Origin of the sequence: Gordonia alkanivorans, from assembly GCF_004011905.1 — a bacterium.
In the GTDB taxonomy this organism is placed as follows: domain Bacteria; phylum Actinomycetota; class Actinomycetes; order Mycobacteriales; family Mycobacteriaceae; genus Gordonia; species Gordonia alkanivorans.
In genome coordinates, this window is sequence record NZ_CP027114.1 from 156,519 (window position 1) to 182,303 (window position 25,785).

21 protein-coding genes and 4 pseudogenes are annotated in these 25,785 nt (G+C 66.0%); 7 read left to right on the top strand and 18 right to left on the bottom strand.

Features of this window, described 5'->3' with window-relative positions; genetic code table 11:
- Nucleotides 1-33: 33 nt before the first annotated feature.
- Nucleotides 34-1,641: an amidophosphoribosyltransferase gene (gene purF / locus C5O27_RS00680; protein ID WP_127961637.1), complete on the bottom strand. Its 1,608-nt coding sequence runs from the start codon at nucleotides 1,639-1,641 to the stop codon at nucleotides 34-36.
- 161 nt (nucleotides 1,642-1,802) lie between these two features.
- Complete coding sequence (locus C5O27_RS00685; RefSeq protein WP_127961638.1) at nucleotides 1,803-2,222, bottom strand: sterol carrier family protein; 420 nt, start codon at nucleotides 2,220-2,222, stop codon at nucleotides 1,803-1,805.
- 47 nt (nucleotides 2,223-2,269) lie between these two features.
- On the opposite strand from C5O27_RS00685, the gene C5O27_RS00690 reads away from it, so the two are divergent.
- Nucleotides 2,270-3,778, top strand: a complete 1,509-nt coding sequence (locus C5O27_RS00690) for a glutamate-cysteine ligase family protein (RefSeq protein WP_127961639.1) — start codon at nucleotides 2,270-2,272, stop codon at nucleotides 3,776-3,778.
- A 4-nt stretch (nucleotides 3,779-3,782) separates the two neighbouring features.
- Here the strand turns inward: C5O27_RS00690 and C5O27_RS00695 are convergent, their stop codons facing one another.
- Nucleotides 3,783-4,862, bottom strand: a complete 1,080-nt coding sequence (locus tag C5O27_RS00695; protein ID WP_006358473.1) for an NAD(P)H-dependent amine dehydrogenase family protein — start codon at nucleotides 4,860-4,862, stop codon at nucleotides 3,783-3,785.
- Nucleotides 4,863-4,884: 22 nt separating this feature from the next.
- Nucleotides 4,885-5,520, bottom strand: a complete 636-nt coding sequence (locus C5O27_RS00700) for a hypothetical protein (RefSeq protein WP_244216573.1) — start codon at nucleotides 5,518-5,520, stop codon at nucleotides 4,885-4,887.
- A 35-nt stretch (nucleotides 5,521-5,555) separates the two neighbouring features.
- Here C5O27_RS00700 and C5O27_RS00705 point away from each other — a divergent pair, with 35 nt between their 5' ends.
- Nucleotides 5,556-6,503, top strand: a complete 948-nt coding sequence (locus C5O27_RS00705) for a glycerophosphodiester phosphodiesterase (protein WP_127961640.1) — start codon at nucleotides 5,556-5,558, stop codon at nucleotides 6,501-6,503.
- Here C5O27_RS00705 and C5O27_RS00710 read toward each other — a convergent pair.
- The 3 genes from C5O27_RS00710 to purL form a co-directional block, all read right to left on the bottom strand.
- Entirely contained in the window at nucleotides 6,492-6,908 is a 417-nt protein-coding gene (locus C5O27_RS00710; protein ID WP_006358470.1) for a DUF2752 domain-containing protein, read from the bottom strand. The two genes, C5O27_RS00705 and C5O27_RS00710, sit on opposite strands and share 12 nt — an antisense overlap.
- A gap of 28 nt (nucleotides 6,909-6,936) precedes the next feature.
- The gene (locus C5O27_RS00715; protein WP_035751830.1) at nucleotides 6,937-7,299 is read right to left on the bottom strand and encodes a CD225/dispanin family protein; all 363 of its coding nucleotides are present in this window, start codon (nucleotides 7,297-7,299) and stop codon (nucleotides 6,937-6,939) included.
- 147 nt (nucleotides 7,300-7,446) lie between these two features.
- On the bottom strand, nucleotides 7,447-9,792 hold the full coding sequence (gene purL / locus C5O27_RS00720) for a phosphoribosylformylglycinamidine synthase subunit PurL (RefSeq protein WP_006358468.1): 2,346 nt from the start codon (nucleotides 9,790-9,792) through the stop codon (nucleotides 7,447-7,449).
- A gap of 159 nt (nucleotides 9,793-9,951) precedes the next feature.
- Here purL and eccA point away from each other — a divergent pair, with 159 nt between their 5' ends.
- The 3 genes from eccA (at nucleotide 9,952) to C5O27_RS00735 (ending at nucleotide 12,787) form a co-directional block, all read left to right on the top strand.
- Entirely contained in the window at nucleotides 9,952-11,736 is a 1,785-nt protein-coding gene (eccA, locus tag C5O27_RS00725) for a type VII secretion AAA-ATPase EccA (protein WP_127961641.1), read from the top strand.
- Between the two features lie 68 nt (nucleotides 11,737-11,804).
- Nucleotides 11,805-12,233, top strand: coding sequence for a hypothetical protein (locus tag C5O27_RS00730; protein ID WP_006358466.1), 429 nt, complete (start codon nucleotides 11,805-11,807; stop codon nucleotides 12,231-12,233).
- 14 nt (nucleotides 12,234-12,247) lie between these two features.
- Nucleotides 12,248-12,787, top strand: coding sequence for a hypothetical protein (locus C5O27_RS00735; RefSeq protein ID WP_006358465.1), 540 nt, complete (start codon nucleotides 12,248-12,250; stop codon nucleotides 12,785-12,787).
- 30 nt (nucleotides 12,788-12,817) lie between these two features.
- Here C5O27_RS00735 and C5O27_RS00740 read toward each other — a convergent pair whose 3' ends face one another.
- The 3 genes from C5O27_RS00740 to cysD form a co-directional block, all read right to left on the bottom strand.
- Nucleotides 12,818-13,597, bottom strand: a complete 780-nt coding sequence (locus C5O27_RS00740; RefSeq protein ID WP_127961642.1) for a 3'(2'),5'-bisphosphate nucleotidase CysQ — start codon at nucleotides 13,595-13,597, stop codon at nucleotides 12,818-12,820.
- 72 nt (nucleotides 13,598-13,669) lie between these two features.
- Nucleotides 13,670-15,532 carry an adenylyl-sulfate kinase gene (cysC, locus tag C5O27_RS00745; RefSeq protein WP_006358463.1) on the bottom strand — a complete coding sequence of 621 codons (1,863 nt, stop codon included), beginning with the start codon at nucleotides 15,530-15,532 and terminating at the stop codon, nucleotides 13,670-13,672.
- Nucleotides 15,532-16,494, bottom strand: a complete 963-nt coding sequence (gene cysD, locus C5O27_RS00750; protein WP_006358462.1) for a sulfate adenylyltransferase subunit CysD — start codon at nucleotides 16,492-16,494, stop codon at nucleotides 15,532-15,534. The genes cysC and cysD overlap by 1 nt, the downstream gene beginning before the upstream one ends.
- Nucleotides 16,495-16,555: 61 nt before the next feature.
- Between cysD and C5O27_RS00755 the strand changes: the two genes are divergently transcribed.
- Nucleotides 16,556-17,479: an IclR family transcriptional regulator gene (locus C5O27_RS00755; RefSeq protein WP_127961643.1), complete on the top strand. Its 924-nt coding sequence runs from the start codon at nucleotides 16,556-16,558 to the stop codon at nucleotides 17,477-17,479.
- 137 nt (nucleotides 17,480-17,616) lie between these two features.
- Here C5O27_RS00755 and C5O27_RS22875 read toward each other — a convergent pair.
- The 5 genes and pseudogenes from C5O27_RS22875 to C5O27_RS00780 all read right to left on the bottom strand — a co-directional run.
- Nucleotides 17,617-17,734, bottom strand: a pseudogene (locus C5O27_RS22875) (uracil-DNA glycosylase); the annotation flags it as partial.
- A gap of 82 nt (nucleotides 17,735-17,816) precedes the next feature.
- Entirely contained in the window at nucleotides 17,817-19,076 is a 1,260-nt protein-coding gene (locus tag C5O27_RS00765; RefSeq protein ID WP_127961644.1) for a hypothetical protein, read from the bottom strand.
- Between the two features lie 348 nt (nucleotides 19,077-19,424).
- Nucleotides 19,425-20,030: a class I SAM-dependent methyltransferase gene (locus C5O27_RS00770; RefSeq protein ID WP_127961645.1), complete on the bottom strand. Its 606-nt coding sequence runs from the start codon at nucleotides 20,028-20,030 to the stop codon at nucleotides 19,425-19,427.
- A 130-nt stretch (nucleotides 20,031-20,160) separates the two neighbouring features.
- A pseudogene (locus C5O27_RS00775) lies at nucleotides 20,161-21,021 on the bottom strand (LLM class flavin-dependent oxidoreductase); the annotation flags it as partial.
- 31 nt (nucleotides 21,022-21,052) lie between these two features.
- Nucleotides 21,053-21,966 (bottom strand): annotated as a pseudogene (locus C5O27_RS00780) (IS3 family transposase); the annotation flags it as partial.
- 130 nt (nucleotides 21,967-22,096) lie between these two features.
- Here C5O27_RS00780 and C5O27_RS00785 point away from each other — a divergent pair.
- Nucleotides 22,097-23,350, top strand: a complete 1,254-nt coding sequence (locus C5O27_RS00785) for an IS256 family transposase (RefSeq protein WP_127963728.1) — start codon at nucleotides 22,097-22,099, stop codon at nucleotides 23,348-23,350.
- Nucleotides 23,351-23,393: 43 nt separating this feature from the next.
- Here the strand turns inward: C5O27_RS00785 and C5O27_RS00790 are convergent.
- The 3 genes and pseudogenes from C5O27_RS00790 to C5O27_RS00800 all read right to left on the bottom strand — a co-directional run.
- Nucleotides 23,394-23,636, bottom strand: a pseudogene (locus tag C5O27_RS00790) (transposase); the annotation flags it as partial.
- 77 nt (nucleotides 23,637-23,713) lie between these two features.
- A complete protein-coding gene (locus tag C5O27_RS22670) occupies nucleotides 23,714-24,448 on the bottom strand; it encodes a hypothetical protein (protein WP_164905295.1) in 735 nt (244 codons plus the stop codon).
- On the bottom strand, nucleotides 24,445-25,527 hold the full coding sequence (locus tag C5O27_RS00800) for a hypothetical protein (RefSeq protein WP_127961647.1): 1,083 nt from the start codon (nucleotides 25,525-25,527) through the stop codon (nucleotides 24,445-24,447). Before C5O27_RS00800 ends, C5O27_RS22670 begins: the two co-directional genes overlap by 4 nt.
- Nucleotides 25,528-25,785 lie beyond the last annotated feature (258 nt).

Here is a 25,785-nt window from a genome sequence, read left to right on the forward strand (position 1 = left end):
ATCACACGGTACCGGAGTGCCCTGCGCCCTGATTCAGGGACGCATCACTGCGCTGACGTTGTCGTTGGGCTTGGTCAGCGGGTCGACGGTCCCGTCGTGGGCAGCGGAGGCCAGCATCTGTTCCAGAACCGCCTTGCCCATGGAGGTCTCCTCGGGCAGTTCGATCGGGTACTTGCCGTCGAAGCACGCCGCGCACAGGTTCGATGCGGACTGCTCGGTGGCACCGATCATCTCGTCGATGCTGATGTAACCGAGCGAGTCGGCGCCGATGGCCTGGCGCACGCCCTCGACCATGCCCTCCTCGGACTCCATGCCGTTGGCGATGAGTTCCGCCGGGGAGGCGAAGTCGATGCCGTAGAAGCAGGGCCAGCGGACGGGGCTGGAGGCGATCCGCACGTGTACCTCGGCGGCACCGGCCTCGCGCAGCATGCGGATGAGGGCGCGCTGGGTGTTGCCGCGCACGATCGAGTCGTCGACGACGACGAGACGTTTGCCGCGGATGACCTCGCGCAGCGGGTTCAGCTTGAGTCGGATGCCGAGCTGACGGATCGTCTGCGACGGCTGGATGAAGGTGCGGCCCACGTAGGCGTTCTTCATCAGACCCTGCCCGTACGGGATGCCCGAGCCCTGGGCGAAGCCGACGGCCGCGGGCACACCCGACTCCGGCACGGGGATCACCAGGTCGCCCTCGGCGGGGTGTTCCTTGGCCAGGCGCCGACCGATCTCGACGCGGGTGGAGTGCACCGACCGGCCGTGGATGTTGGAGTCCGGGCGGGCCAGGTAGACGTACTCGAAAACACAGCCCTTCGGCGTCGGCTCGGCGAAGCGCTTGGTCCGCACGCCGTCGGCATCGATGGCCAGCAGCTCGCCGGGCTCGATGTCGCGGACGAAGGACGCGCCGACGATGTCGAGGGCGGCGGTCTCCGAGGCGACGACCCAGCCGCGGTCGAGGCGTCCGAGCGAGAGCGGACGCACACCGTGCGGGTCACGTGCCGCGTAGAGGGTGTGCTCGTCCATGAAGGTCAGGCAGAAGGCGCCCTTGAGAGTCGGCAGCAGTTCCATCGCGGCCTGCTCGATCGAGCTGTCGGCGGCGCCGTGCGCCAGGAGCGCACCCACGACATCCGAGTCCGACGTCGCCGCGGAGCTCTTGATGCCCTTCTCCCGAGCGCGGGCGGCGAGATCGGCGGTGTTGACGAGATTGCCGTTGTGACCGAGCGCGACGCCGGTGCCGGCATCGGTGGTGCGGAAGATCGGCTGCGAGTTCTCCCAGGTGGTCGAACCGGTGGTGGAATAGCGGCAGTGCCCGATGGCGACGTGGCCGCTCATCGCGCCCAGTGTCTGCTCGTCGAACACCTGGCTGACGAGGCCCAGATCCTTGAAGACGACGACCTGGCTGCCGTCGCCGACGGCGATGCCCGCCGCCTCCTGTCCGCGATGCTGCAGCGCGTAGAGGCCGTAGTAGGTGAGTTTGGCGACGTCCTCGCCGGGTGCCCAGACCCCGAATACCCCGCACTCCTCGCGCGGTTCGTTCTCGGGCTGGTCCAGCGGAGCGGGTTCGGGCGCGCATCCACCGGCTGCGGAGCATCCACCGGCCGGCGTGGGAGCGAGCAGGTTCACGTTGGCGATCGAGCGATCAGTCATCGACTAGCTCCCCTGGGCTGCGAATCGGTTAACACGTCAATGTGCTGGGAGACAGTTTCGGAGTTTACGTGCCCGTTGCCTCACAGAGCGAATCTTCCAGCGGTGTCCGAAGCGCCGTAATTCCACGTGAACACCGGGAGTGACGGATCACACTCGTCGGATCACTCGGTTCTCGACGCGCCCGGGCCCAGCGGAACCAGCGGCAGCAGCCCCGCCACCAGGTCCGCGCGGTGGCCCGATGCGTCGAGTTCACCGACGCCGAGCGCGGCGTCGTAGGTCAGCAGACCGGTCACCATCAGCAACCACGTGCGCGGCGAGGTCTCGACGACGTTGGGCGGCGTCCCGCGCGTGTGGCGCGGGCCCTCGATGCACTGCACCGCGACGAACGGTGGGACGCGAACCTCGACCGAGTTGCCCGGGGCGAGGTGTTCGAGCGTGCGGGCGGTGAGGCGGACGGCGGCGGCGAGAGCCGGCCGCGACGGCGCGGGGGCCGATTCGTCGCCGAGCCAGTCCGCGACCGCGAGGACTGCGGCGCGGACCTCTGCCGGGTCGGGTCTCTTACGAGGGGGCACGTCAGTCATCTTGCAACGGCGGTTGACGCCGCCCGAATTGGGGCAGTATGTGACGCATGGGCGCGGAAGTGACCAAACAGGAGTTCACCGGCGAGGATCGCGTGAGGTTCCGCCGGCAGGTCAGTCGTGGTACCGACGCGATCGCGCGGATGCTCGCCGACGGGCTGTTCACCGATCAGGGGCGGCCACCCAAACCCCTCCTCGGCATGGAGGTGGAACTCAACCTCGTCGACGAGCAGATGCGTCCGGCCATGGCCAACGCCGCCGTCCTCGAGGCGATCGCCGACCCCGACTATCAGACCGAACTCGGGCAGTTCAACATCGAGATCAACGTCTCGCCGCGGCCCTTCACCACCGACGACACGATCTCGCTGGAACAGGCGCTGCGGACGTCGTTGAACCGCGCGGAGGAACGCGCCGCCCGCACGGACAACCACCTGGTCATGATCGGGATGCTCCCGACCCTGAAGGCCGAACACTTTGCCCATCAGTGGATCTCGGCCAACCCCCGCTACGACCTGCTGAACGAGCAGATCTTCAACGCCCGCGGCGAGAACCTCGAGATCGACATCAGCGGTGTGCCGCTGGGCGACGGCCATGACACCGAACGCCTCCACACGTCCACCGACTCGATCCTCCCCGAAGCCGCCTGTACCTCGCTGCAGCTGCACCTGAGGGTGGCCCCGGAAGACTTTGCCGCGCATTGGAATGCCGCCCAGGTGATCTCCGGGATACAGGTGGCGCTGGCCGGCAACTCCCCGTTCCTCGCCGAGACCGCACTGTGGCACGAGAGTCGCATCCCGGTCTTCGAGCAGGCCACCGACACCCGGCCGCTGGAGCTGAAGAACCAGGGCGTCCGGCCACGCGTCTGGTTCGGCGAACGCTGGATCAACACCATCTTCGACCTGTTCGAGGAGAACACCCGTTACTTCCCTGCTCTCCTACCCGTCTCGACCGACGTCGATCCGCTGGCCGAACTCGATGCCGGACGTATCCCGACGCTCGACGAGCTGCGGCTGCACAACGGCACGGTCTACCGCTGGAACCGGCCCGTGTACGACATCCACGAGGGGCAGGCACATCTGCGCGTCGAGAACCGGGTGCTGCCCGCCGGACCGACGGTCGTGGACACGATGGCCAACGCCGCCTTCTACTACGGGGTGGTCCGCGGGCTCGTCGAGGCCGACCGGCCGCTGTGGTCGCAGATGTCGTTCAACGCGGCCGCGGAGAACCTACAGTCCGGTGCGCATTTCGGCATGGAGTCGCAGCTCTACTGGCCCGACGTCGGCTGGGTCCGACCGGACGAACTCGTACTCCGGCGCCTGCTGACCCTCGCCGAGAAAGGCCTTCGCGCATACGGCGTCTCGGACAAGGCCCGCAAGCGGTATCTGTCGGTGATCGAGGGACGCTGCGTCACCCGCCGGACCGGGTCGGTGTGGCAGCGCGAGGCCGTCGCCGCCCGCGAGAAGGCCGGCGAGAGCCGGTCGGCGGCGCTGAGCGGCATGCTCGCCGATTACGTGACTCTCATGCACGAGGGCGAACCCGTGCACACGTGGGACATGTGAGGGGTCAGCCCCGCGTCACCAGACCCCGCCCGGTGATGAGCGGTAGATCCAGGGCGGTCACCAGGCCCGGCTTCGCATCGACCACGGCGGCAACCGAATTCACCAGCCGCATCGCCGTGACGATCATCCCGGAGACGTTGTGGTCGCCGTTCTCCCCGTGATGACCGAACTCGACGGTCATCTCCGGCTCGCCGGAGATCGCGATCCGGTAGCAACCGTCACCCTCGTGCGGGGTCGGCCACTCCGGGCACTGGTCGGCGTGCGTGCGCGTGTAGTGCTCCAGCACAACACGATCCACTCCGTCGACCTGACCGGCGACCTCGAATCGCAACGCCGCCATGGTTCCCTTCGGGATCTCCACCGACACCGTCGAATAGTCACGGTCGGCCTCGACGCGTTCCACCCGTTCGACGAGCGGCTCGTCGAGGGTGAGGTCGAGTCCGGCGGCGATCTGCCGCACCACGCTGCCCCAGCCCATCGACAGGATGCCCGGCGACAGCAGCAACGGCGTCGTGTCCATCGGCTGCCCGAAGCCGAACAGGTCCCGCATGACAACCGGCTGGTAGTAGGTCGAGTAGTCCGCGATCTCCTGGCACCGCACCTCGTCGATCCGCTGGGAGAGACTCGTCAACGACAGCGGCAGAACGTCATTGGCGAAACCGGGGTCGATGCCGTTGACGTGCAGACTGGCACCGCTGGACTCGCCGGCCGCGGCGATCCGGTCCAGCAGTCTGTCCGGCAGGATTCCCTTCGGGAACTGCAACACGACCGGACCACTGGAGACCACGTTGATCCCGTTCTCCACGAAGAAGATCAGATCCTCGATCGACTCCATCACCCGGTCGTCGGTCATCGCGGTGTGCACGATGCAGTCGGGCTTCAGGGCGATCAGTGCGTCGCGGTCGTCGGTCGCGGCGACGCCGAGGTCACGATCGAGGCCCGCCAGTGCGCCGGCGTCTTTCCCGACCTTGTCCGGACTCGACACCCAGACCCCGACGAGTTCGAGGTCGGGATGGGCGTCGATCCCGGCGATCGCATGTCTTCCGACGGTTCCGGTCGACCACTCGACCACACGCAGAGTCATGCCCCTCAAACTAGAACACGTTTCAACTCTGCAGGGCCGGTTCGGCGAGAACAGGTCGCGACCGCAACCAGAGTCCGGTGACCACCGCGACGGTCGCGGCCATACAGATGCCGGCCAGGACGAAGGCGACCGCCATCGTGATACCGGGGGTGGACTCGTCGATGAACGGACCGGGCAGGAAGGTGAAGACCAGTCCCACCGTCCAGGCGGCCGCGTTCACCGGTATCCACTGCCATGCGTGGGGGATTCGGTTCCGCAGAACGACGTACTGCGCCGAGGGAATGCTGATCAGCAGCGCCACCGCACCCGCGCCGGCCACGATCCAGGTGAGGGGATTCCCGAAGTCGATGTCCGCCCCCAGATCGACAAGACTCGACGGCGCCATCCCCAACGACCAGGCGATCATCGCGCCGACCGCGGTCGCCGGAACCCATCGCGCGGTCGGGACCTGCCACGACGTCCCGCGGAGGGCGACTGCCTGACCGAGACCGAGCAGCGCGCCCTCGCCGGCCCCACACACAACCATGAGCAGCCAGGCCCATCCGACCGGTAACCCGGTGATGGCGGAGATCGCGAACCCGGCGACCGGGATGAGGAATCCGGCCGACTCGGCCATCGTCACCGCACCGACCCACCTGGGCATCGAGAACGCCGCCATCTGCCAGACCCTACCGGGACTAGTCTCGGAAGACGATGTCCCAGACGAGCACACCATCAGCGCCCGATCCGGCACGTCCGCCGCTGTACGTCGACTTCGACGGGCACCGGACCATGCTCAAGTGGCACCGGGGTCGTCGGCGCGCCGACGACCCGGCCTTCACCGCTTCTCGCATCATCGAGGGGATGCGGCTGGGCGCGAGCATCGAGGTGGACCTGGTCATCCACGCCGACCGCGGTTTCGCGGTCCTGCACGACCGCGTCGTCGATCACGCCACCACCGGCACCGGGGCGATCTCGGCGCTACCCGCGGCCTACCTCCGCGGACTGTCCCTGCGCGACAACCACGGCAAGGCGCTCGACGAGCCGGTCCTGTTACTCGAGGACCTCACCGAGCTGTTCTCGACGGTCGACATCGCACCGTCGTCGATCCTCCAGCTCGACTTCAAGGAGGACGACGCCGCCCTCGATCCACGTGCGGTGCACACCTTCGCGCGCAGCGTCGAGCCGCTGGCGTCGCACTACATCCTGTCCTGCGGCGATGCGGCGGCCGTGGCGCGCCTGACGTCGGCGGCCCCCGGGATTCGCGTCGGTTACGACCCCTGCCATCACGGTGCCGCCGACGCCGCGATCCGGTCTGGGGACTTCGAGGGTTTCGTCGCGCGTGCGCTGGCCGCGTCGCCGAACGCGGAGATGGTCTATCTGGAGAACCGCTTGATCCTCGCCGCGGACCGGCGCGGTGTCGATCTCGTCGACGCCTTCCATCGCCACGATCGACTCGTCGACGGGTACACGGTGACCCGTGTCGGACCTCGTTCGGTCCCGGATATCAGGCGGCTCTTGGAGTTACGGGTCGACCAGATCACCACCGACGACCCGGAGGGACTTGCCGCGCTCGATCTCGACGCGGCTGCCGACGCCGGCGGGTCACGACTGGTCCGATGGGTCCGGCGCACCGGACGCCGCGGCCCGTCAGACGTGTAGGGACCAGAGCGGTTCCACCGGGATGTTCCGGACCACGAACCAGCCGAGCACGGCGACGAGCAACACGACGGCGGAATAGCGCATGTTCTGCCAGCCGCGAATCCGCCGCCCGGTCCACAGCCGCAGGCAGTAGGCGCCGAATGCGAAGAGCAGCAACCCGAGCGCGAGGACAAAGGCCGCGTTGTAGTGCAGGGACGCGAACAGATCACCGTGCAGGAGTGAGTAGAGCGCACGCTGCGACCCGCAGCCCGGACAGGTCACACCGAGGATCAACTTGGTGGGACACATCGGGAGTACCCCGCCGGGCGTGGTGGGATCTCCCAGCAACACTGCGGCACAACAGATCCCGGCCCCGACGACCACGGTCGCCGGGCCGAGGACCCGATGGTTCGAGAGGACCGACACCCGCTCCAGGACGGCCCGTTCGAACCGTTCAGTACGTGGACGTGGTGGCGCTTGCACCGATGATCAACGCCGCGAAGACGAAATAGACGACCACGATGAGGATCGAGCCGACGATCCCGATGATCGCGCCCCACATCGCCCACTTCTTGGCGTCGTCGGCCGCCTTCTGAGCACCGGCGAAATCACCGGCGGCCCACAGCTTGCTGACCGAGGTGGACTTGACGATCGCCACGATCCCCAGGGGCAGGCAGCACAGCACCGTCGTCAGGATCGCCCACACGAGGTTGTTGTCCGGTTCGGGACCGGGCGCGTATGCGCCGTACGGCTGCTGTCCGTAGCCGGGCGCCGCGCCGTAGTTCGGCGGCTGGTTCGGATCGTGGGGATAGCTCATCTGCGCCCTTTCGACTCTCGCTGAGAACCCACGGAGCGTATCCGACCCTGACCGGATTCGTCGGGTCGGTGAATCAGATTGCTTTCAACGGTATACGCGCACCGTTCCCGCAGGAGGGAACGGTGCGCGCTACAACGATTCGGCTCGCTACGCGGTGTCGCCGAAGAGACGCGGCAGCGTCGCCTCGTGCACCTCGCGCAGCTCGGCGAGCGGCACCGAGAAGTAGTCCTGGACCTCGACCTCGTCGCTGCCCTGGTCGACCACGCCGATGCGCGTCCACGGCATGCCGCGGGCGTCGAGCATGGCGGAGAAGCGGGACTCCTCGGTGCGCGGCACGGCGACCAGCACGCGTCCGGCGGATTCGGAGAACAGCCAGACGAAGGGGTCGGCATCCTCGGGCAGCAGCAGCCGGCAACCGGTCTCGCCGGCCAGCGCCGCCTCGACGACGGTCTGGATGAGCCCGCCCTCGCTGAGATCGTGTGCGGCCGAGATCAATCCGTCGCGCGACGCCGCGGTCAGGATCTCCGACAGCAGACGCTCACGCTCGAGGTCGACCTCCGGCGGCACGCCACCGAGGTGGTCGTAGGCGACCTGCGCCCAGATCGAGCCGTCGAACTCGTCGCGGGTCTCGCCGAGGAGGATCAGCGTCTCGCCCGGTTCGGTGCCGAAGCCCGTCGGGATACGACGATGGACGTCGTCGATCACACCGAGGACACCGATGACCGGCGTCGGGAGGATCGCGGTCGCACCGGTCTGGTTGTAGAAGCTCACGTTGCCGCCGGTGACCGGGATGCCCAGCTGCGCACAGCCGTCGGCGAGTCCGCGGACCGCCTGCTGGAACTGCCACATCACCGCCGGGTCCTCGGGCGAGCCGAAGTTGAGGCAGTTGGTGACGGCCTTGGGCGTCGCACCCGAGACGGCGACGTTGCGGTAGGCCTCGGCCAGCGCCAGCTGCGCACCGCGGTACGGGTCGAGGAAGGTGTAGCGGCCCGACGCGTCGGTCGCCAGCGCGATTCCGCGGCCGGTCTTCTCGTCGATACGGATCATGCCGGAGTCGGCGTGCTCGGCCAGGACGGTGTTGCCGCGGACGTAGCGGTCGTACTGGTCGGTGATGAACTGGCGGCTGCACAGCGCCGGGCTGGCCAGCATCGCCAGCAGGGTCTCGCGCAGCTGATCCGGCGTGCTCGGACGCTTCAGCGGCTCGGTTGTCGACGCGACCACGGTGTCCTGCCAGTCCGGACGCGCCACCGGGCGCTCGTAGACCGGGCCGTCGTGGGCGACGGTGCGCGGCGGCACGTCGACGACGGTCTCGCCGTGCCACGTGATGACCAGATGATCACCGTCGGTGACCTCGCCGATCACGGTGGCGAGCACATCCCACTTGCGGCACACCTCGAGGAAGGCGTCGACGTTCTCGGGAGCGACGACCGCGCACATGCGTTCCTGCGACTCGCTGGACAGCACCTCGGCCGGGGTCATGCCCTCGGCGCGCATGGGCACCTTCTCCAGGTCGATGTGCATGCCACCGTCGCCGGCGGCCGCGAGTTCGCTGGTGGCGCAAGACAATCCGGCACCGCCGAGGTCCTGAATGCCCACCACGAGCCCGGCGTGGTAGAGCTCGAGGCAGCACTCGATGAGCACCTTCTCGGTGAACGGGTCGCCCACCTGGACACTCGGCAGCTTCTTGCGGCTCGGGCCCGAGGTCTCGTCATCGTCGAAGGTCTCCGACGCCAGGACCGACACGCCGCCGATGCCGTCGAGTCCGGTGCGCGCACCGAACAGGATGATCTTGTTGCCGGTTCCCGACGCGAAGGCCAGGTGAAGGTCCTCGACGCGGAGCACACCCGCACAGAGTGCGTTCACCAGCGGGTTGCCCGCATAGCTGGCGTCGAAGACGGTCTCGCCGCCGATGTTGGGCAGGCCGAGGGAGTTGCCGTAGCCGCCCACGCCGCGCACCACACCGTCGACGACGCGTCGGGTGTCGGGGGCGTCGGCCGGGCCGAAACGCAGCTGGTCCATGACCGCGATCGGGCGCGCGCCCATCGCCATGATGTCGCGGACGATGCCGCCGACACCGGTCGCCGCACCCTGGTAGGGCTCGACGTAGCTGGGGTGGTTGTGCGACTCGACCTTGAAGGTCACCGCCCATCCGTCGCCCACGTCGACGACGCCGGCGTTCTCACCGATACCGGCGAGCATGTTGGCCCGCATCTCCTCGGTGGTGGTCTCCCCGAAATACCGGAGGTGGACCTTCGACGACTTGTAGCTGCAGTGCTCGGACCACATGACCGAGTACATGGCGAGCTCAGCGTCGGTGGGTCGACGGCCCAGGATCTCGCGGATCCGCGCGTACTCGTCGTCCTTGAGTCCGAGTTCGCGGAACGGTTGCGGATGATCCGGGGTCGAGGAAGCGGCTGAGACGGTATCCACCTGGGCACTCACGGTGACAAGTCTAGGCGGGCCCGGGCGGTCGGAGGCGACGGGGCGGACCATCCGATGTTCGACGGGTCCTCCCCTGGGAGATCTGTTCCGGGGACCGGGCCTGTCTCGGGATAGTCTGTTCACTCGAGCCGCGCCGTGTGCGCGACGTGCGCGGGGGTGCGCCGCACGCCGCCGCCGCGCGGGGGGACGACGTTGACACAGGGGGACGAGATGGCCGATGTCCGCAAGGCGAGGGCACTCTTCGAGCTGGGTGTCCTGTCCTTGAACATCCCGGTCGACGGTCAGGAACCCATCAACAATCCGGCCCAGGCCGCGAAAGCATTCACTCGCGCGACCGAGTGGGACCCGTCGCTCGGCGACGCCTGGATCGGCCGGCTCGCCTGCGGGGACACGAGCGACGAGGTGCTCCTGGGGCTGTACCGCGCACGCGCCACGATCGGCGCCGAACAGCGGCGCCTCGGCCTCCCCCCGGGCACCATCGCAGGCCGCTGGGACACCGGGCTGTACATCGAGTACCCGGCGATCAACGCCGTCGACGCCACCGCCGCATATGCGTCCAGCCTGATCCGCGGCGCCGACCACACCGGCGCAGAGGAGGCGCTGGACGAGGTCCCGCCCGCCCATCGACTGCCGATCGTCGAGTTCGTCCGCGCTCACCTCCACTTCAAGACCCAGCGGTGGCCCGACGTCCTGACCGCCCTCACCCGCTCGGACCGGTGGGGCGACACCGTCATGCAGTCGGTGGCCGACTACATGGCCGGCTCGGCGTGTGTGAGCCTCGGCATGCTCGGTGAGGGCATGCGGCGCCTGCAGAACGCCATCGACGGTCCGATCGCCGCCTGCTCGACGAGCGCTATGTACGCCTATGCCCTCGCACTCCGCCAGCAGGGGCATGAGGAGAAGGCGAAGGCGATGCTCGAACAGGTCTACGCCCGCAACCCGGCGCACACCGCCGCGGTACAGGCTCTGCAGTCTCCGTCGATCCGCCTGGCTGTCACGACCCCCGAGCAGATCGCCGCCCGCACCGACCCGTGGGACCCCGCCTCCGTGCCGGACCGGACCGAGACCCTGGTGTCGCAGGACGGCTCGGACGGCGTCGCCGAGAACGAGCTGGTGACCGATGCCCGGCGCGAGCTCGACGAACAGATCGGACTCGAGTCGGTCAAGCAGCAGGTCGCAAAACTGCAGTCGGCCGCCACCCTCGCCCGGGTCCGCGCCGACCGCGGACTCTCGACGTCGGCGCGCAGCCTGCACCTGGCCTTCACCGGTCCTCCCGGAACCGGCAAGACGACGGTCGCCCGGATCGTCGCCAAGATCTACTGCGGGCTGGGCTTCATCAAGTCCGACAAGGTCGTCGAGGCGACGCGGCGCGACCTCGTCGGCGAGCACCTCGGCTCCACCGCCATCAAGACGTCGGCGCTCATCGACTCGGCCATGGACGGTGTGCTGTTCATCGACGAGGCGTACACCCTGATCCAGAAGGGCCTGTCCGGCGGCGACGCGTTCGGCCGCGAGGCGGTGGACACCCTACTGGCGCGGATGGAGGACGACCGCGACCGTCTGGTCGTGATCATCGCCGGCTACGACTCGGAGATCGACCGTTTCCTCGCCGCCAACGACGGTCTCTCGTCGCGTTTCGCCCGTCGCGTCCGATTCGACTCCTACACCCCGCAGGAGCTCGCGCAGATCGGCGAGTTCATCGCCCGCAAACGCGATTCGGTCCTCACCCCGGAGGCGGTCGCCGAACTGGAGCAGGCGTGTGCGCCGCTGTACCACGATGTCCGCGGAGCCGACGGCGGCACGCGCCGGGCCACCGACCTGGCCGGTAACGGCCGATTCATCCGCAACATCGTCGAAGCCGCCGAGGAGGAACGCGAGTTCCGGCTCAGCTCCGCCGGCGACCTCGCCTCCCTGTCCGCCGACGACCTGATGCGCATCGAACTCGACGACATCCGGTCCGCGATCTCCGGAGTGCTGTCCGGACTCCGCCGCTAGCAGTCCTCCTTTGCCCCGGCCGTACCGTCCTCGACAACCGAGACTCGAATCCCCAGAGAGGTTTCCTCATGTCCCGCGCTCGTCTGTTCCGTCCCGCCCTGCTCGCCGGGGCTGCCGCGCTGTCGTTGTCGCTGGCCGGCTGCTCGTCCGACGACGCCGAACCCGCGCCGACGACGACGGTCTCGGAACAGACCTCGGTCGAGCAGACCAGCACCGAGCAGGCCACTCCGGCAGCACCGGGCACCGCCGAGAGCTCGGCGGCCCGGCCGTCGACGGGCACACCCCGGCCGACGGGCTCCGCCGACGCCGGCGACGCCAAGGCCCTGAGCTGCCGCGAATTCCGCGCACTCGAGGACGAGGGGCGTGCGGCCGCCGTGGCAGCACTCGGGGTGAAGTCGAACGCCGACCAGGTCGCCACCGTCGCGGCGACGGTCTGCCTCACCCGCCTCGAGGACAAGGTCGCCGACGTTGTCGGTGAACTCGTGCCCACTCGCTGATACTTTCGTTGTCCATGACCGCTCGCCCGTGGACAGTGCTGCACGGCCCGTTGTTCTCGCGCAGCAATCCGCTGGACCGTGAACACGCCGCCCCCCGCATCAGCGCCTACATCTACGGCAACATCCTGATCTTGGCGGCGCTGATCCCGCTGCACCTCACCGACGATTTCGTCGGCATCCTGATCCTGCTCGGCACGGCGGCGTCGACCTTCGTCGCGCATGTCTTCGCCGAGGCCGTGGGACGCCGCGTGCACGAGGGCGCCATCCATCCGAACAAGTCGATGGTTCTCCACAATCTGCGGGACTCGGTGCCGATCCTGTCCTCCGCGTCGGTCCCGTGTCTCATCCTGGCGATGGCCTGGGTCGGCTGGATCGATCCGCGCACCGCCCAGCTCGCCGCGGAGATCGTGATCCTCTTACGAATCGGCGGAACGGTTTTCGTCATCGACCGACTGAACAACGAACGGCCCAATCGCGCGACGCTGATCGGCGCCGGCGCGGTCACCGTGGTGGCCACCGCGATCGTCGTCATCAAGGTCGTGCTGACGCACTGAGCCGGGGTTCCCGGAACACGCGGCCGTGCGTCAGCCGCCCGCACCCTCGGCCGTGACGGTGAGGATCGCCTCGACGTATTCGGGTCGGCAGATCACCAGGTCGGGCAGATACGTGTCGTCGTTGTTGTAGACCAGGGGCGAGCCGTCGATGCGTCCGCACCAGAGACCCTTCGCCTGCGCGACGGCCACCGGTGCGGCCGAATCCCATTCGTACTGACCACCGGCGTGCACATACGCGTCCGCCTCACCGCGGACCACCGCCATCGCCTTCGCGCCGGCCGAACCCATCGGCAGGAGTTCACCGCCGACCGCGGCGGCGACCTCGTCGGCGAAAGCCGGTGGGCGCGACGAGCTGACGACGACGCGGGGCACACCGGTACGCGGCCGCGAGGCCAGTCCCTCGGTGGGTTCGACGACCGTCTCGTCGTCGACGTAGGTCACGCCGAGCGCCGGGAGTGCCACCGCACCGGCGATCAGACCGTCGGTCGCCGACCACAGCGCCACATGAACGGCCCAGTCGGCGCGGCCGGCTCCCGGCTCGTAGGTGCCGTACTCACGGGTGCCGTCGACCGGGTCCACGATCCAGACCCGCTCCGCCTGGAGTCGGGACTTGTCGTCCGCCGATTCCTCCGACAGCACCGCGTCGTCGGGTCGCTCCTCCGCGAGCCGTCGAAGCAGGAAATCGTTGGACTGCGCATCGCCGGCGTTTCCCAGCTCCTTGCCGGTCAGCCCGCTGGTCTTGCGAATGTCCAGGAGGAGTTCTCCTGCCGCGGTGGCCAGTTCGCCTGCGAGTGCTCGATCGTCGGTCACGGGATTCCCTCTCTGGCGTTGTGCTGATCAGTCGCTGCATACCCAGGGGTGTCCCCGGCCAACCGGCGTTTCTTACAGTCCCAGGTTACGGAGGACCATGTCGGCGACCTCGGCGGGCGCGCCGTCGTCGGGGGTGATGACGAGCTCTGCGTCGGCCGGCCGTTCATACGGCGAGTCGATACCGGTGAACTGACTGATCTCGCCCCGGCGAGCCTTGCCGTACAGCCCCTTCGGGTCCCGCCGCTCGCACTCCTCGATCGGGGTGTCGACGAAGATCTCGTAGAACGGCAGACCCCGCTGGGCGTGGATCTCGCGGGCGCGCTGCCGTTCCTCGGCGAACGGGCTGATCAGCGACACGATCGCGACCGCACCCGAATCGGCGAAGAGCGCCGCGACCTCGCTGGTCCGGCGGATGTTCTCGCGCCGGTCGTCGTCGGAGAAGCCCAGGTCGGAGTTCAGCCCGTGCCGGAGGTTGTCACCATCCATCAGGTAGGCGGGCCGGCCCTCGGCGACGAATCGCCGCTCGAGTTCGACGGCGAGCGACGACTTCCCCGAACCGGAGAGTCCGGTGAGCCAGATGGTGGCACCGCGGTGCGCCCGGTGTTCGCGGTCGACCTTGCTGGCCTGCCAGACGATGTGGCTGTCGTGGCTGACCGGAGCGTTGATCATGCCCGCGCCCACGGTGCGGTTGGTGGCCTCGTCGATGAGGATGAAGCTGCCGGTGTCCCGGTTGCGCCGGTACGAGTCGAACATGACCGGTTCCTGCGTACGCAGGGTCACCCGGCCGATCTCGTTGAGCGACAGCGCCTCGGCGTTCTCGTCGCGGTGCAGCGAGTTGACGTCGAGCCGGTAGTTGAGGCCGGTGATCTGCGCGCGGGTCAGTCGCGTTCCGCACAGGAGCTGATAGCGGTTGTGCGAGCGGAGATCCGCGTCTTCGGCGAACCAGCACACCATCGCGTCGATGTCGCGCCCGACGTACGGCCGGTTGTTCGGCCGCGCGAGCATGTCGCCGCGCACGATGTCGATCTCGTCGGCGAGCTCCACCGACACGGCCATCGATGCGAACGCCTCGTCGACGCGGGCCCCGCCCGGTTCCCAGATCTCGGTGATGGTGGTACTGAATCCGCTTGGCAGAACCACGATCTCGTCGCCCTTGGCGAACACGCCGCCGGCGACCGTACCCGCATACGCGCGGTGGTCGGCGCCATCGCTGCGCTGCGGACGGATGACGTACTGCACCGGCAGGCGGGCGTCGATGAGGTTGCGGTCGGATGCGATGTAGACGTGCTCGAGGTGGTTGAGGAGCGGCCTGCCCTCGTACCACGGCATCGCGGTCGACTGTTCGACGACGTTGTCGCCGCGTAGCGCCGACATCGGGATGAAGGTGAGGTCGACGACGTTCAGCTTGGCCGCGAAATCGATGAAGTCGGCGCAGATCTCGTCGAAGCGTTCCTGCGACCAGTCGACGAGGTCCATCTTGTTGACGCAGACCGTCAGGTGCGGAATCCCGAGCAGCGTCGAGAGGAACGCGTGTCGCCGGGTCTGTTCCAGCACCCCCTTGCGGGCGTCGATGAGGATCATGGCCAGATCCGCGGTCGACGCCCCGGTCACCATGTTGCGGGTGTACTGCACGTGGCCAGGGGTGTCGGCGATGATGAATTTCCGCCTGGGAGTGGCGAAATAACGGTACGCCACGTCTATCGTGATGCCCTGTTCGCGCTCGGCCCGCAGACCGTCGGTCAGGAGCGCGAGGTTGGCGTACTCGTCGCCCCGCTCCGCGCTGGTCCGCTCGATCGACTCCAGCTGATCGGTGAAGATCGCCTTGGAGTCGTACAGCAACCGGCCGATCAGTGTCGACTTGCCGTCGTCGACGGAACCAGCGGTGGCGAGCCGCAACATCTCGGTGGCACCCCCGGCAGCATTGACCCCGCTCATCAGAAGTACCCCTCCTTCTTGCGATCCTCCATGCCCGACTCGGAGATCCGGTCGTCGGCGCGCGTGGCCCCGCGTTCGGTCACCCGGGTCACCTCGATCTCCTCGATCACCTTGCGGACGTCGTCGGCCGCCGACAGGACGCACCCGGTGCAGGTGGCGTCGCCCACGGTCCGGAAGCGCACCGTCTCCGTTCGGATCTCCTCCCCCGGGAGTTCCTGGAGGAAACGGGTTTTCGCGAGCAGCATGCCGTCGCGGGGGATCACCTCCCGCTGGTGCGCGTAGTAGATCGACGGCAGGTCGATGCTCTCCTCGGCGATGTATTGCCAGATGTCGAGTTCGGTCCAGTTCGACAGGGGGAAGACCCGGATGTGCTCCCCTTTCGCATGGCGCCCGTTGTAGAGCCGCCACAGTTCGGGCCGCTGGTCCCGCGGGTTCCACGCGCCGAACTCGTCCCGGAAGCTGAAGACGCGTTCCTTCGCGCGCGCCTTCTCCTCGTCGCGACGCGCACCGCCGAACACGGCGTCGAAGCGGTTCTCGGTGATACCCCGCAGCAGAGCCGTGGTCTGGAGGCGGTTGCGGCTCGCTCCGGGACCCGTCTGCTCGACGACGCGTCCGGCGTCGATGTCGTCCTGGACCGAGCTCACGATCAGTCGGACGCCGGTCTCGGCGACCACCCGGTCGCGGTAGGCGATCACCTCGTCGAAGTTGTGTCCGGTGTCGACGTGCATCAGCGGGAACGGGATCGGCGCGGGCCAGAACGCCTTGCGCGCCAGGTGGAACATGACGACCGAGTCCTTGCCGCCCGAGAACAGCAGCACCGGACGTTCGAAGGTCGCCGCGACCTCGCGGAAGATGTGCACGGACTCCGCTTCGAGAGCCGCGAGATGCGACAACTCGTACCCGTGCCGGCCCGGTCGGTGTGCCTGCCGGTCGCCGGCGCTGCCGCCGTTCGCTTCGGTCATGCTCGTCACCGTGCGCAACCCCCCTTGACATGTCGAATATTCGACACTAAGTGTTGACAATGTGACACCGACCGTAGGCGACCTCTCCGATGCGCGTCAACCGTCGCGCGCGGCGTCGCCACCCACCTCGCGGGTCGTCCACATCGTCCAACTGCTGGCCGGTGCCAATCAACCGGCACTGACCCTCGCCGAGATTGTCCGGCAGACCTCGCTCTCGCGTGCGACGGCACACGCTATCGTCGCCGAACTGACCGAACACGGCTGGTTGAGCCGCGATCCCGCCACCGGGAAATACGGGATCGGCCCGGAATTCCGAGCCCTCGCACGGGCAGCCGCGGACGCCGATCACCTCGACCGATGGGCGGCGGTAGCCGCGCACGACCTCTGTGGACGCTTCTCGATCCCCTTCTTCGTGGCCCGCCGATCCTCGACCGACGTCGTCACGCTCGCGGCGCACGCCTTCCCACCGCATCTCGCGGCCGACTCCGAACCGCATCCGTGGCTTCGCAACGGAAGCCGCATCCGGATCCGCCCGCCGATCTGCCGCGAATTCGTCGCCTGGGACCCGGCGGAGGCACGTGATGCCTGGATCGCTCAGGCCGCCGAGCCCACCCGCACCCGGTTGCGCATGATCCTCGACGTGATCGCCGAACGCGGCTACTCGATCGAGCGGATGACCGACGACCACGTAGCGATCATCGACGCCCTGAACTCCCTGGACACCATGTCGGAGAACCTGCGCAGCCGGGTCGGAGACCTGCTGACCGAACTGTCGGTGATCGACTACCTGCCGGACGAGCTCGACGCCGGCGCCCGCGAGGGCGTTACGGTGGTGACCATCGGTGCGCCGATCTTCGACCACACGGGGCGGGTCGTCGCCGCGATGGTCGCGTGCCCGAACTCCACACTGGACGTCGCGGATCTGCACTCGATCGCCGACGCCACCCGCGCAGCGGCCGAAGAGATCTCCGCACATCTTTGTTGACACCGGACGTTCAGTTTCACAAGCAGCCCACTAACTAGCACTCTCCCTTGAGCGAACAGCTCGTCCGTTGCACTCATCGAAATCACCACGGCTCTCACGCACCGATCAGCGCGGGATCGTTCCAGCTTGGGGGCTACGCGTTCCCATCCATCACGGGCCGCTGCACCAAGCAGAAGCACGATCTCGAGGTTCGGCAGCAGGCTCACCACCTCAAGTGTCCATCGCGTCGCGAGCGCGTTCGGCCGCAGTGGATCCGGGTGAGTTTGCCTGAAGGAAGCTTGGGTCTGCGTTGCGTCCGTTGTCCGCCATGGTCAGTCCTGCCCGCTGCGAACCCGGACTACGACGCAATCGCCGGGAAGACTATGACCGACCCGTCCTTCTCGTGGAGCATCTCGATCGTGACGTCTGACGGTCGAGCACTGAGCTGAACCGTTTGGCCGAGGTCGCGCAGTCGGCGGGTGGTGTCGAGGAGCCTGTCGACCTCGCTGGAGGCGAACACCACGTCGCGGATACCGTGAGAACGGTCCAGCTGCAACGTAGACAGGCGGAGTAACACCGAGTTCAGCTGCTGTTCGAGAGCGTCGATGTCACGCGTCTCGGACTGCAGGGTGGTCACGAACCGTTCGAACGAGTTGCCTTCGGACAGTTGTGCGTGTTCGACGGCTTGCAAGATCAACACTCGCTGCTTCATCGCGATGGCCAGTTGCGCGAGTTCGACGTGAACGAAGAATTCACTGTCTGCCCTCTCGACACCCGGGATGGCTTTCACGAGGTGGTTGAGTTCGACCTTGTCGCCGCTCAGGTTGCTGAGTTCCTTCTCCCACTTGGCGATCCGCGACTTTGCCCGAGACAATGCAGTCTCGATCGCGAAGACCGTCGAATCGAGTCCGAGGCCGGGGCCGATCCGACCCTTGTCCAGCAACACCGCGGTTGCCTTGACGATGGCGCCGCGGCAGGCCTCGAGGCTGTGCTGTTCCGATTCGAGTTTGTCTGCGACGAGCTTCTCGAGAAGTTCGGTGATCCGCTCCATCGTCTTCTGCCGTTGCTGGTCGGCGTACGCGCTGACGCCCACCGCGACCGCCATCAGCACCAGGGGGGCGGCAACAGTCAACGCACCCGCACCTACGGCGCCCCGGGTTGCGGCTGACTTGCCTGCGCTGACGGGCACGAACGACGCTTGGGCGGCGATCTTCGAGCCGTCCTTCAAGGCACTGTGAATGCCATTGGCAACCGACGATGACGCCATCGGTTTGACCATCCCGGCGGCGACCTGCGACGCGACTGACGGGGGTACGACCATCCGGAACAGGGTTTCGCTGCCATCGGTGACCACATTCGGTGTGTTCTTCACCAGCCGGGAGAGTTCCTTCGCCAGTGGGCTGACGCCGTGAAGGTGGATACCCTTCGATCGGTCGATCGACTTTGGAACGTTGTGTGCCTCGATAGTCGTGATCGGGACATCGCTCAGTGCGGCCAGCGCGCTTCGAAGTTTCTCGAGTCGCTCAGGAGTGAGCGCGTTCTCGCCGATCACCGCGGGTACGTCGGCCTCATCCGTGGCCAATGTCCACACCGGCACCGTTATAACGTTATTCGACAAGGCCCTACCTCCGAGTTCCGCACAGAATTAACAGAATGTAGCGGACACGACCGACACCCGCTCCGTTCATCCGAACGGAGGACACCCTTCTGGTTCGCAAATATTCAGGCCTGGATAGCTAACGCTCAGGGGTGCCGGCCGGGGTTCGGACAGGGTTCGCCTACGCGCAGGTCGGCGTTGCCTGTTACTCGTCCCGGACCGCAGGCGCGGGAGAAACGCGTTACCCGAGTGTGGGGTTATCGCGGATGTTGTCCAAGCGAGGTCTCGACGGCACGAATCGTGTTTGACGCCTGCGATACTCGCGATCGAATGACCGTCGTGTGAACAGTAGTTTGACCGACGTGGCGTCTACGCTGGTCGCAGCACCGCCACCAGGAACTCAGAATCCGACGTGAACTGCCGAACATTCCACGCCGACAACAGAACATCTGGCTCAAATGCTGCCGTTGCCGCATCGTCGAGGAACTCGTCGAACGGATAGTCCCGGCCGGCCCCGAATCCGATGACCGCCCGACCGTCGTCGCGCAAGTGCGCCCGCAACCTACTAAGCACGGTGACACGCGTGCTCGGAGCCAGGAAGGTCATGACGTTCCCCGCGGACACGACGATGTCGAACGGGTCGGGGATAGCGACCGCGGGAAGGTCCAGCTCCGCAAGGTCCTGGACCACCCAGCGCGGTCCGGGATGATCTTCTTCAGCTGCGGCGATGAGAACCGGATCGACATCCACGCCGACGACGCGGTGCCCGACGGTGTGTAGGTAGCCACCGGTTCGTCCAGGCCCGCATCCGGCATCGAGGATGTGCGACCCGCGTGCGGCCATTGCGTCGATGAGTCGAGCCTCGCCCACTACGTCGTTGCCTTCACGCTCCAGTTTGCGGAAGCGCTCGACGTACCAGTGGGAATGGTCAGGATCCTTGGCGACCTGCTGCATCCAGAGGCTTTGTTCGATCATGTTCGCATTGTTGCAAACCTGACTGTGCGCATCACGGGGCGTCAAAGCGTGGCACGAAGGCGTGCAGCAGTGGCCAACGAAGTCGGTCGTCGTTGAGCGTGTCGACGACGACCGACCTACACCTGAACAGCTACGACTTCTCTGCCAGTTCCTGCTGGTACTTGCGCGTCATGTGGTCTACAGCTTCGAGCTGCTTCGCGGCATGGGCCTCCCGCACGGCTCGAGCATGCTCAGCGGCGTCGAGCGTCGCCTGCGCCTGACCTTGGAAGTGTGGGAACACCTCCTGTGCGAAGAGTTCCGCGGAACGCATGGTGTCCTGCGGGTTTGCCCAGTCGTGACCCATCTGCAGCAAACATCCGAAGCCGCCCGACTGATCCCACAGCCGCTGGACCTGCGCTCGCGCTTGTTCAGCAGTGCCGATGACACCGATGCCGGCCTCGTTGATGAAGTCGATCATCTCCGTGAGCTTGCTTCCGGAGACGGCCATTTGGGGGAACGCCGCGACGTGCTGGAAGTAGTCGAACCACTGCTCGATGCCGTACTCGACCTGGCGATACGCCTCGGCTTCGGTCTCGGCGATGTGGAACGGCCCTGCGAGGGTCCACTTGCTGCGGTCGACGGTGACGTTGTTGGCCGCAGCCCGCTCCTCCATGACGTTCCAGTGGTGGCCGAGGGCGTCGAACCCGTCGGCGGAGAGTGTCGCGCCGATCGACAGCAGGCCGAGTCCGTGAGTGCCGGCGAGCCGTGGCCCGGTAGGCGACGCCACTGCCGCGACCACCACGTCGATGCCGTCGGCCGAGTACGGCGCCAGCTGGAGCTTGGCGTCGTACAGCTCGTGGGTGCGGGTCTTCGCGGACACCGTTTCGCCACGCAGCAGTCGCACGACGATGTCGAGGTTCTCCTGCAGCAGCTCCCGGGTGTCGGTGGGGTTCAGACCGATCATCGCGGAGTCGGTGGGGAGTGAGCCGGGTCCGACGCCGAAGATGGTGCGGCTGAGGGGGACCCATTCGATGGTCCAGTCGCTATGCGGCTTGGGGTTGGTGGGTCGTGGTCCACTGTAGGGCGAACTCGGCGGGGGTGAGTCCGTGGTGGGCCGAATGGGGTCGGTTGGCGTTGTAGTCGATCCTCCAGTCTTCGATGATGACCCGGGCTTCGCGCAGGGAGTCAAAGCGCCAGGAGTTGAGCAGCTCGTCGCGCAGGCGGCCGTTGAACGATTCGATCCAGGCGTTCTGCCACGGGGAGCCGGGGTCGATGAATAGTGATCCGGTGCCGTTGAATCGGCACCAGTCGTTGACGGCGTGAGCGACGAATTCCGGTCCGTTGTCGAACCGCACGTAGCACGGTGGACCATGTATCAGGGCCAGGCGGTCGAGAACGTCAACCACGCCATCGGCGTTGATGACGCGGTCGACGTGGATCGCCAGGGCTTCGCGGGTGAACTCGTCGATCACGTTGAGCATTTTGATGGTTCGGCCGTCGGCGGTGGTGTCGAATTGGAAGTCCATCGCCCAGATCACGTTCGGCCGGATTGGGCACATCGCCCCAACCGCGGTCCCGATTCCGGTGAGCCGTTTCTTCCTGCGGCGCTGGGGAACTCGCAGCCCCTCCTCGCGCCACAGGCGGCGGATGCGTTTGTTGTTGACCGTGAAGCCCGCTTTGCGCGCGGCGATCGCGGCGCGTCGCCAGCCCCAGCGGGGCCGGTCGGTGGAAAACCCACGTAGCCAGGACCGCAGCTCGGCTTCCTCCGCGGTGATCGGCGCTGGGTGCAGTCGCATCGTGGAGCGGTGGATGCCCACCACAGCACATGCTCGCCGCTCAGATACCCCGAACCGCTCACGCAGCATCGTCACGGCGCTGCGCTTGCGGTTCGGGGTCAGAAGTTTCCCGACGAAACCTCCTTGAGCATGTCGATATCGAGGGCCTGGTTGGCGACCAAGTAGTGCCCCATAGAGTGGTGTAACTCGGTGGCCGAGTTCGTTATCGACGTCGTGTCGTTAACGGATGCAGAGCGGCCACCGCGTGTCCTTCGAGTCAACCTTCCACAGAATCCTCGAGGAGTCATCGCGATGACCGCACCCCATATTGTCGACCCTGCAGGCCTTCTTGGCCAAGCCCTCGCAGACGCGTCACCAGATCTGATGCGTGAGCTGCTGCAAACCATGATCAACGCGCTGCTGTCGGCCGATGCCGACGCGGTCTGCGGAGCCGAATGGAACCAACGCACATCAGAGCGCACCAACCGCCGCAACGGCTACCGCCACCGGCCACTGGATACCCGCGTCGGCACCGTCGACGTCGCCATTCCGAAGCTACGTTCGGGCAGCTACTTTCCCGAGTGGCTCCTCGAACGCCGCAAGCGGGCCGAGTCAGCACTGATCACCGTCGTGGCCGACTGCTACCTGGCCGGAGTCTCGACCCGCCGGATGGACAAACTGGTCAAGACACTCGGCATCGACTCACTGTCGAAGTCACAGGTCTCACGCATGGCCACCGACCTCGACGAACAGGTCACAGCATTCCGCCATCGTCGCCTCGACGAGGTCGGGCCGTTCACCTTCGTCACCGCAGATGCCCTGACGATCAAAGTCCGCGAGAACAAGCAGGTCGTCAAAGCCGTTGTCCTGCTGGCCACCGGTGTCAACGGCGATGGCCACCGCGAGGTGTTGGGCATGCAAGTAGCGACCAGCGAAACCAAAGCCTCCTGGAACACCTTCTTCGCCGATCTGGTCGCCCGCGGGCTGGGCGGGGTGCGTCTGGTGACCTCTGATGCCCATGCCGGACTGGTCGAGGCGATCGCGGCGAACCTGCCCGGCGCCGTGTGGCAACGGTGCCGTACCCACTACGCGGCCAACCTGATGGCGGTGTGCCCCAAGTCCATGTGGCCGGCGGTCAAAGCGATGCTGCACAGCGTGTATGACCAGCCCACCGCCACCGCGGTGCACGAGCAGTTCGACCGACTCCTGGAATACACCGAAGGCAGACTCCCCAAGGTTGCTGACCATCTCGGTGACGCTCGAGAGGACCTGTTGGCCTTCACAGGGTTCCCCGATGACGTGTGGCGACAGATCTGGTCTAACAACCCCACCGAACGACTCAACCGCGAGATCCGCCGCCGCACTGACGTTGTGGGTATCTTCCCCAACCGTGACGCCATCATCCGACTCATCGGCGCGGTCCTGGCCGAGCAGACCGACGAGTGGGCCGAAGGCCGCCGATACCTCGGCCTCGAGGTCCTCACCCGATGTCGACTGACCCTGACCACCGACACCACCACAACACCGGAGGCCACTACCGACCCGCTGATCGAACTGCCTGCCTGAAAGCCCGACGAAGGATCAGAAACGAGTTACACCACTACCTGGGACTTGACCTGGCGACCAACTTCTTGAGCCGAGCGTTCTCAGCTTCGAGTTCTTTGAGGCGTTTGACGTCATTGGCCTTCATGCCCCCGTACTGGGCCACCCAGCGATGCCAGGTCGACTCTGTGACCTCCAGATGCCGGCACACCTCAGCCAACTCCTGCCCGGTCCCGAGGAGCTTGTTGCCCTCGGCCAGCTTGCGGATGATCTGATCCGGCGTATGCCGCCGGCGCTTGCTACCTGCCATGTCGTCGTCGATTCTTCCTGCCCAAACACTCGGGCAACAGAGTCGCACAACAACTGGACCACTACGAAGGGCCCACCTCACTCAAACGTAGGCAAGTTCGCGCGGATCTGTGCGAGCAGCCTTGCTCGCGACTCTCGAAGCAAGGGAGGAGCAGCGTTGATTAAGACTCTCTCGAAGCGCAAACGTAAGTGCTCGAACATATCCCAGCCCAGCCTGTGCTCCGCCTCGCTCATTGACACAGCCCCATACCGTTCCTCCACAAACTCTCGCAGCGGCACCGGCAGCGGCTGGCGGCCATTGCCCGCAAATGGATGGATGTTGCGCCAACGCTTTAAGAGCGTAAACACATCGACCCCGCGCGCGGCCAGCCCCTCGAGCACAAGTAGGTCGCGGAATGTTAGCACTGCAGGGACATGCACCCTATAGAAGTTCGGGTTGTCGTTGTAGCTCAACACCATTGGCAGACTCTCGTTGAACATGGCATTCTCCATCATTAATTCACTGGGGATGCCCGAGTCAGGAACAACAACGACAGGAACAAACCGTGTTCGACTAGATAACGGGACCTTGGCGTCATCCCATCCCAGCTCCATGAACTGATCGATTGTGCTTAACAACTGCTGAAACTTGGTCGTGGTGAATCGCTCTCGAATCTCCTTCTCCAAAGACTCCACAGTTGCAGACCCTTCCGCGAACGACTGCGGGAGGCTTCGCATATTCGCATCAACCAACACGCAGCCATGGTCGCGAAACACCGCAAAGTCGCAAACTTTGCGTGGATCAGACTTCCCCGCCTGCCAAGCCTTCTTCATCTCGGACTCTTCGACAACCACGGTCCCGCCGGAATCGTCATCCTAGAAATACGTCTAAGGACATCCCCGACCCGCTCTTCGAAGATGTCTCGCATTGCATCTTTGTAGTGCTCGGCCGACTTTGGACTCTTGGTGCCCAAGACGTACGCCGACTCCAAGAACAAGTGGTCACCGAAGATCCGCTGTATCACGAACTGGAACCGGATGGGGATCAGCGTCCCGTCATCGAGTCGGATGAATGGACGCTGCTGCATTTGGTAGCGAGTCCACAACGAATCGTTATTGTCCCGCTGCTTCTGGAGGGACGTCCGTAGTTCGGATAACGATATGCTGCAGTTCTTGATTAGGAAGTCGAGCGCTTTACCCTGCAATTCGTGTCGCACGAAGAAGTCCGGATCGAATCTTGACAGCCCGTCATGCTTCCACAGGTTGTAGAACAACCACCCTAAGGTTAGAAATTCGTCGAGTTCTACACCCATGGTCTCCCCCCACTGTTCGGAGGGTCCAGCTGCGAGATCACTCAGGCTCGTAGTCGACGTTATCCTCGACCATCCCCTGTGCCAGGTTGCATGGCAGATCCCCGCGACAAGCTCAAGCGGGTCGTCGTGAAGTAGTGATGCTTGCGTAACCCTACCAAGTGTCAGTTCTCCAATAGTTTGCTCAAACTGAGCTGGATCGCTTGGCATTGCCGCCTCGTTCCCTTCGGCCGAGAGGCTTAACAACGCCGCCAGGAGATCTTCGCTAGTCGGCACCGCCTCCCCAGCCATGTCGCCGTAGAGAACGACTTCTTTGATAGCAAGGAATAGCGGCAACCCGTGAATCACGGCATGCCCTTGAGTCAGCTTCTCAGCTACTTGCGAACGTACCGGCTCTGTGACGTCAGCTAGAAACTTGGAAACGACGTTGTCGTCTGTATTGGTAACTCGAGATAAGTCAAGATCAGCGAAGATGCGCGACAGCCATTCGAAAGTTGGAACTACCCCGACTTGCTTCCAAAGACGTCGGCGACGCCTCGCATCGAAGTAGGGCAAGGCAGGTATGTCGTCGGAGCCAACAACCCGTGGACTTCCGTTATCCATACGAAGCAGCTGAGCTAGGTTCATCCCAACATCATTGCGCGACGGACTGACAGGTCGACACGTTCACGATCCGACCCCTGCACTGTCGGACATCGCCAGCAACCAAGCCGAAGCTCTGGCGAGGATCACGCGACAGTCCGACACCTGAATGTGGGTCTTGCCGCAAGGTTGGCTCGTCGATAGCCACGAGCGATGGCGGCTGTCCGCGCTCCGGGCATCTGGAGCACGAACGTCCCCGTCCACGACCGGCCCGGTTTC

Bases quoted from the DNA above. Each gene is read 5' to 3' on its own strand.
- purF (WP_127961637.1), bottom strand. From the start codon at position 1,641: ATGACTGATCGCTCGATCGCCAACGTGAACCTGCTCGCTCCCACGCCG.
- C5O27_RS00685 (WP_127961638.1), bottom strand. From the start codon at position 2,222: ATGACTGACGTGCCCCCTCGTAAGAGACCCGACCCGGCAGAGGTCCGC.
- C5O27_RS00690 (WP_127961639.1), top strand. From the start codon at position 2,270: ATGGGCGCGGAAGTGACCAAACAGGAGTTCACCGGCGAGGATCGCGTG.
- C5O27_RS00695 (WP_006358473.1), bottom strand. From the start codon at position 4,862: ATGACTCTGCGTGTGGTCGAGTGGTCGACCGGAACCGTCGGAAGACAT.
- C5O27_RS00700 (WP_244216573.1), bottom strand. From the start codon at position 5,520: ATGGCGGCGTTCTCGATGCCCAGGTGGGTCGGTGCGGTGACGATGGCC.
- C5O27_RS00705 (WP_127961640.1), top strand. From the start codon at position 5,556: ATGTCCCAGACGAGCACACCATCAGCGCCCGATCCGGCACGTCCGCCG.
- C5O27_RS00715 (WP_035751830.1), bottom strand. From the start codon at position 7,299: ATGAGCTATCCCCACGATCCGAACCAGCCGCCGAACTACGGCGCGGCG.
- purL (WP_006358468.1), bottom strand. From the start codon at position 9,792: ATGGTCCGCCCCGTCGCCTCCGACCGCCCGGGCCCGCCTAGACTTGTC.
- eccA (WP_127961641.1), top strand. From the start codon at position 9,952: ATGGCCGATGTCCGCAAGGCGAGGGCACTCTTCGAGCTGGGTGTCCTG.
- C5O27_RS00730 (WP_006358466.1), top strand. From the start codon at position 11,805: ATGTCCCGCGCTCGTCTGTTCCGTCCCGCCCTGCTCGCCGGGGCTGCC.
- C5O27_RS00735 (WP_006358465.1), top strand. From the start codon at position 12,248: ATGACCGCTCGCCCGTGGACAGTGCTGCACGGCCCGTTGTTCTCGCGC.
- cysC (WP_006358463.1), bottom strand. From the start codon at position 15,532: ATGAGCGGGGTCAATGCTGCCGGGGGTGCCACCGAGATGTTGCGGCTC.
- cysD (WP_006358462.1), bottom strand. From the start codon at position 16,494: ATGACCGAAGCGAACGGCGGCAGCGCCGGCGACCGGCAGGCACACCGA.
- C5O27_RS00770 (WP_127961645.1), bottom strand. From the start codon at position 20,030: ATGATCGAACAAAGCCTCTGGATGCAGCAGGTCGCCAAGGATCCTGAC.
- C5O27_RS00785 (WP_127963728.1), top strand. From the start codon at position 22,097: ATGACCGCACCCCATATTGTCGACCCTGCAGGCCTTCTTGGCCAAGCC.
- C5O27_RS22670 (WP_164905295.1), bottom strand. From the start codon at position 24,448: ATGAAGAAGGCTTGGCAGGCGGGGAAGTCTGATCCACGCAAAGTTTGC.
- C5O27_RS00800 (WP_127961647.1), bottom strand. From the start codon at position 25,527: ATGGATAACGGAAGTCCACGGGTTGTTGGCTCCGACGACATACCTGCC.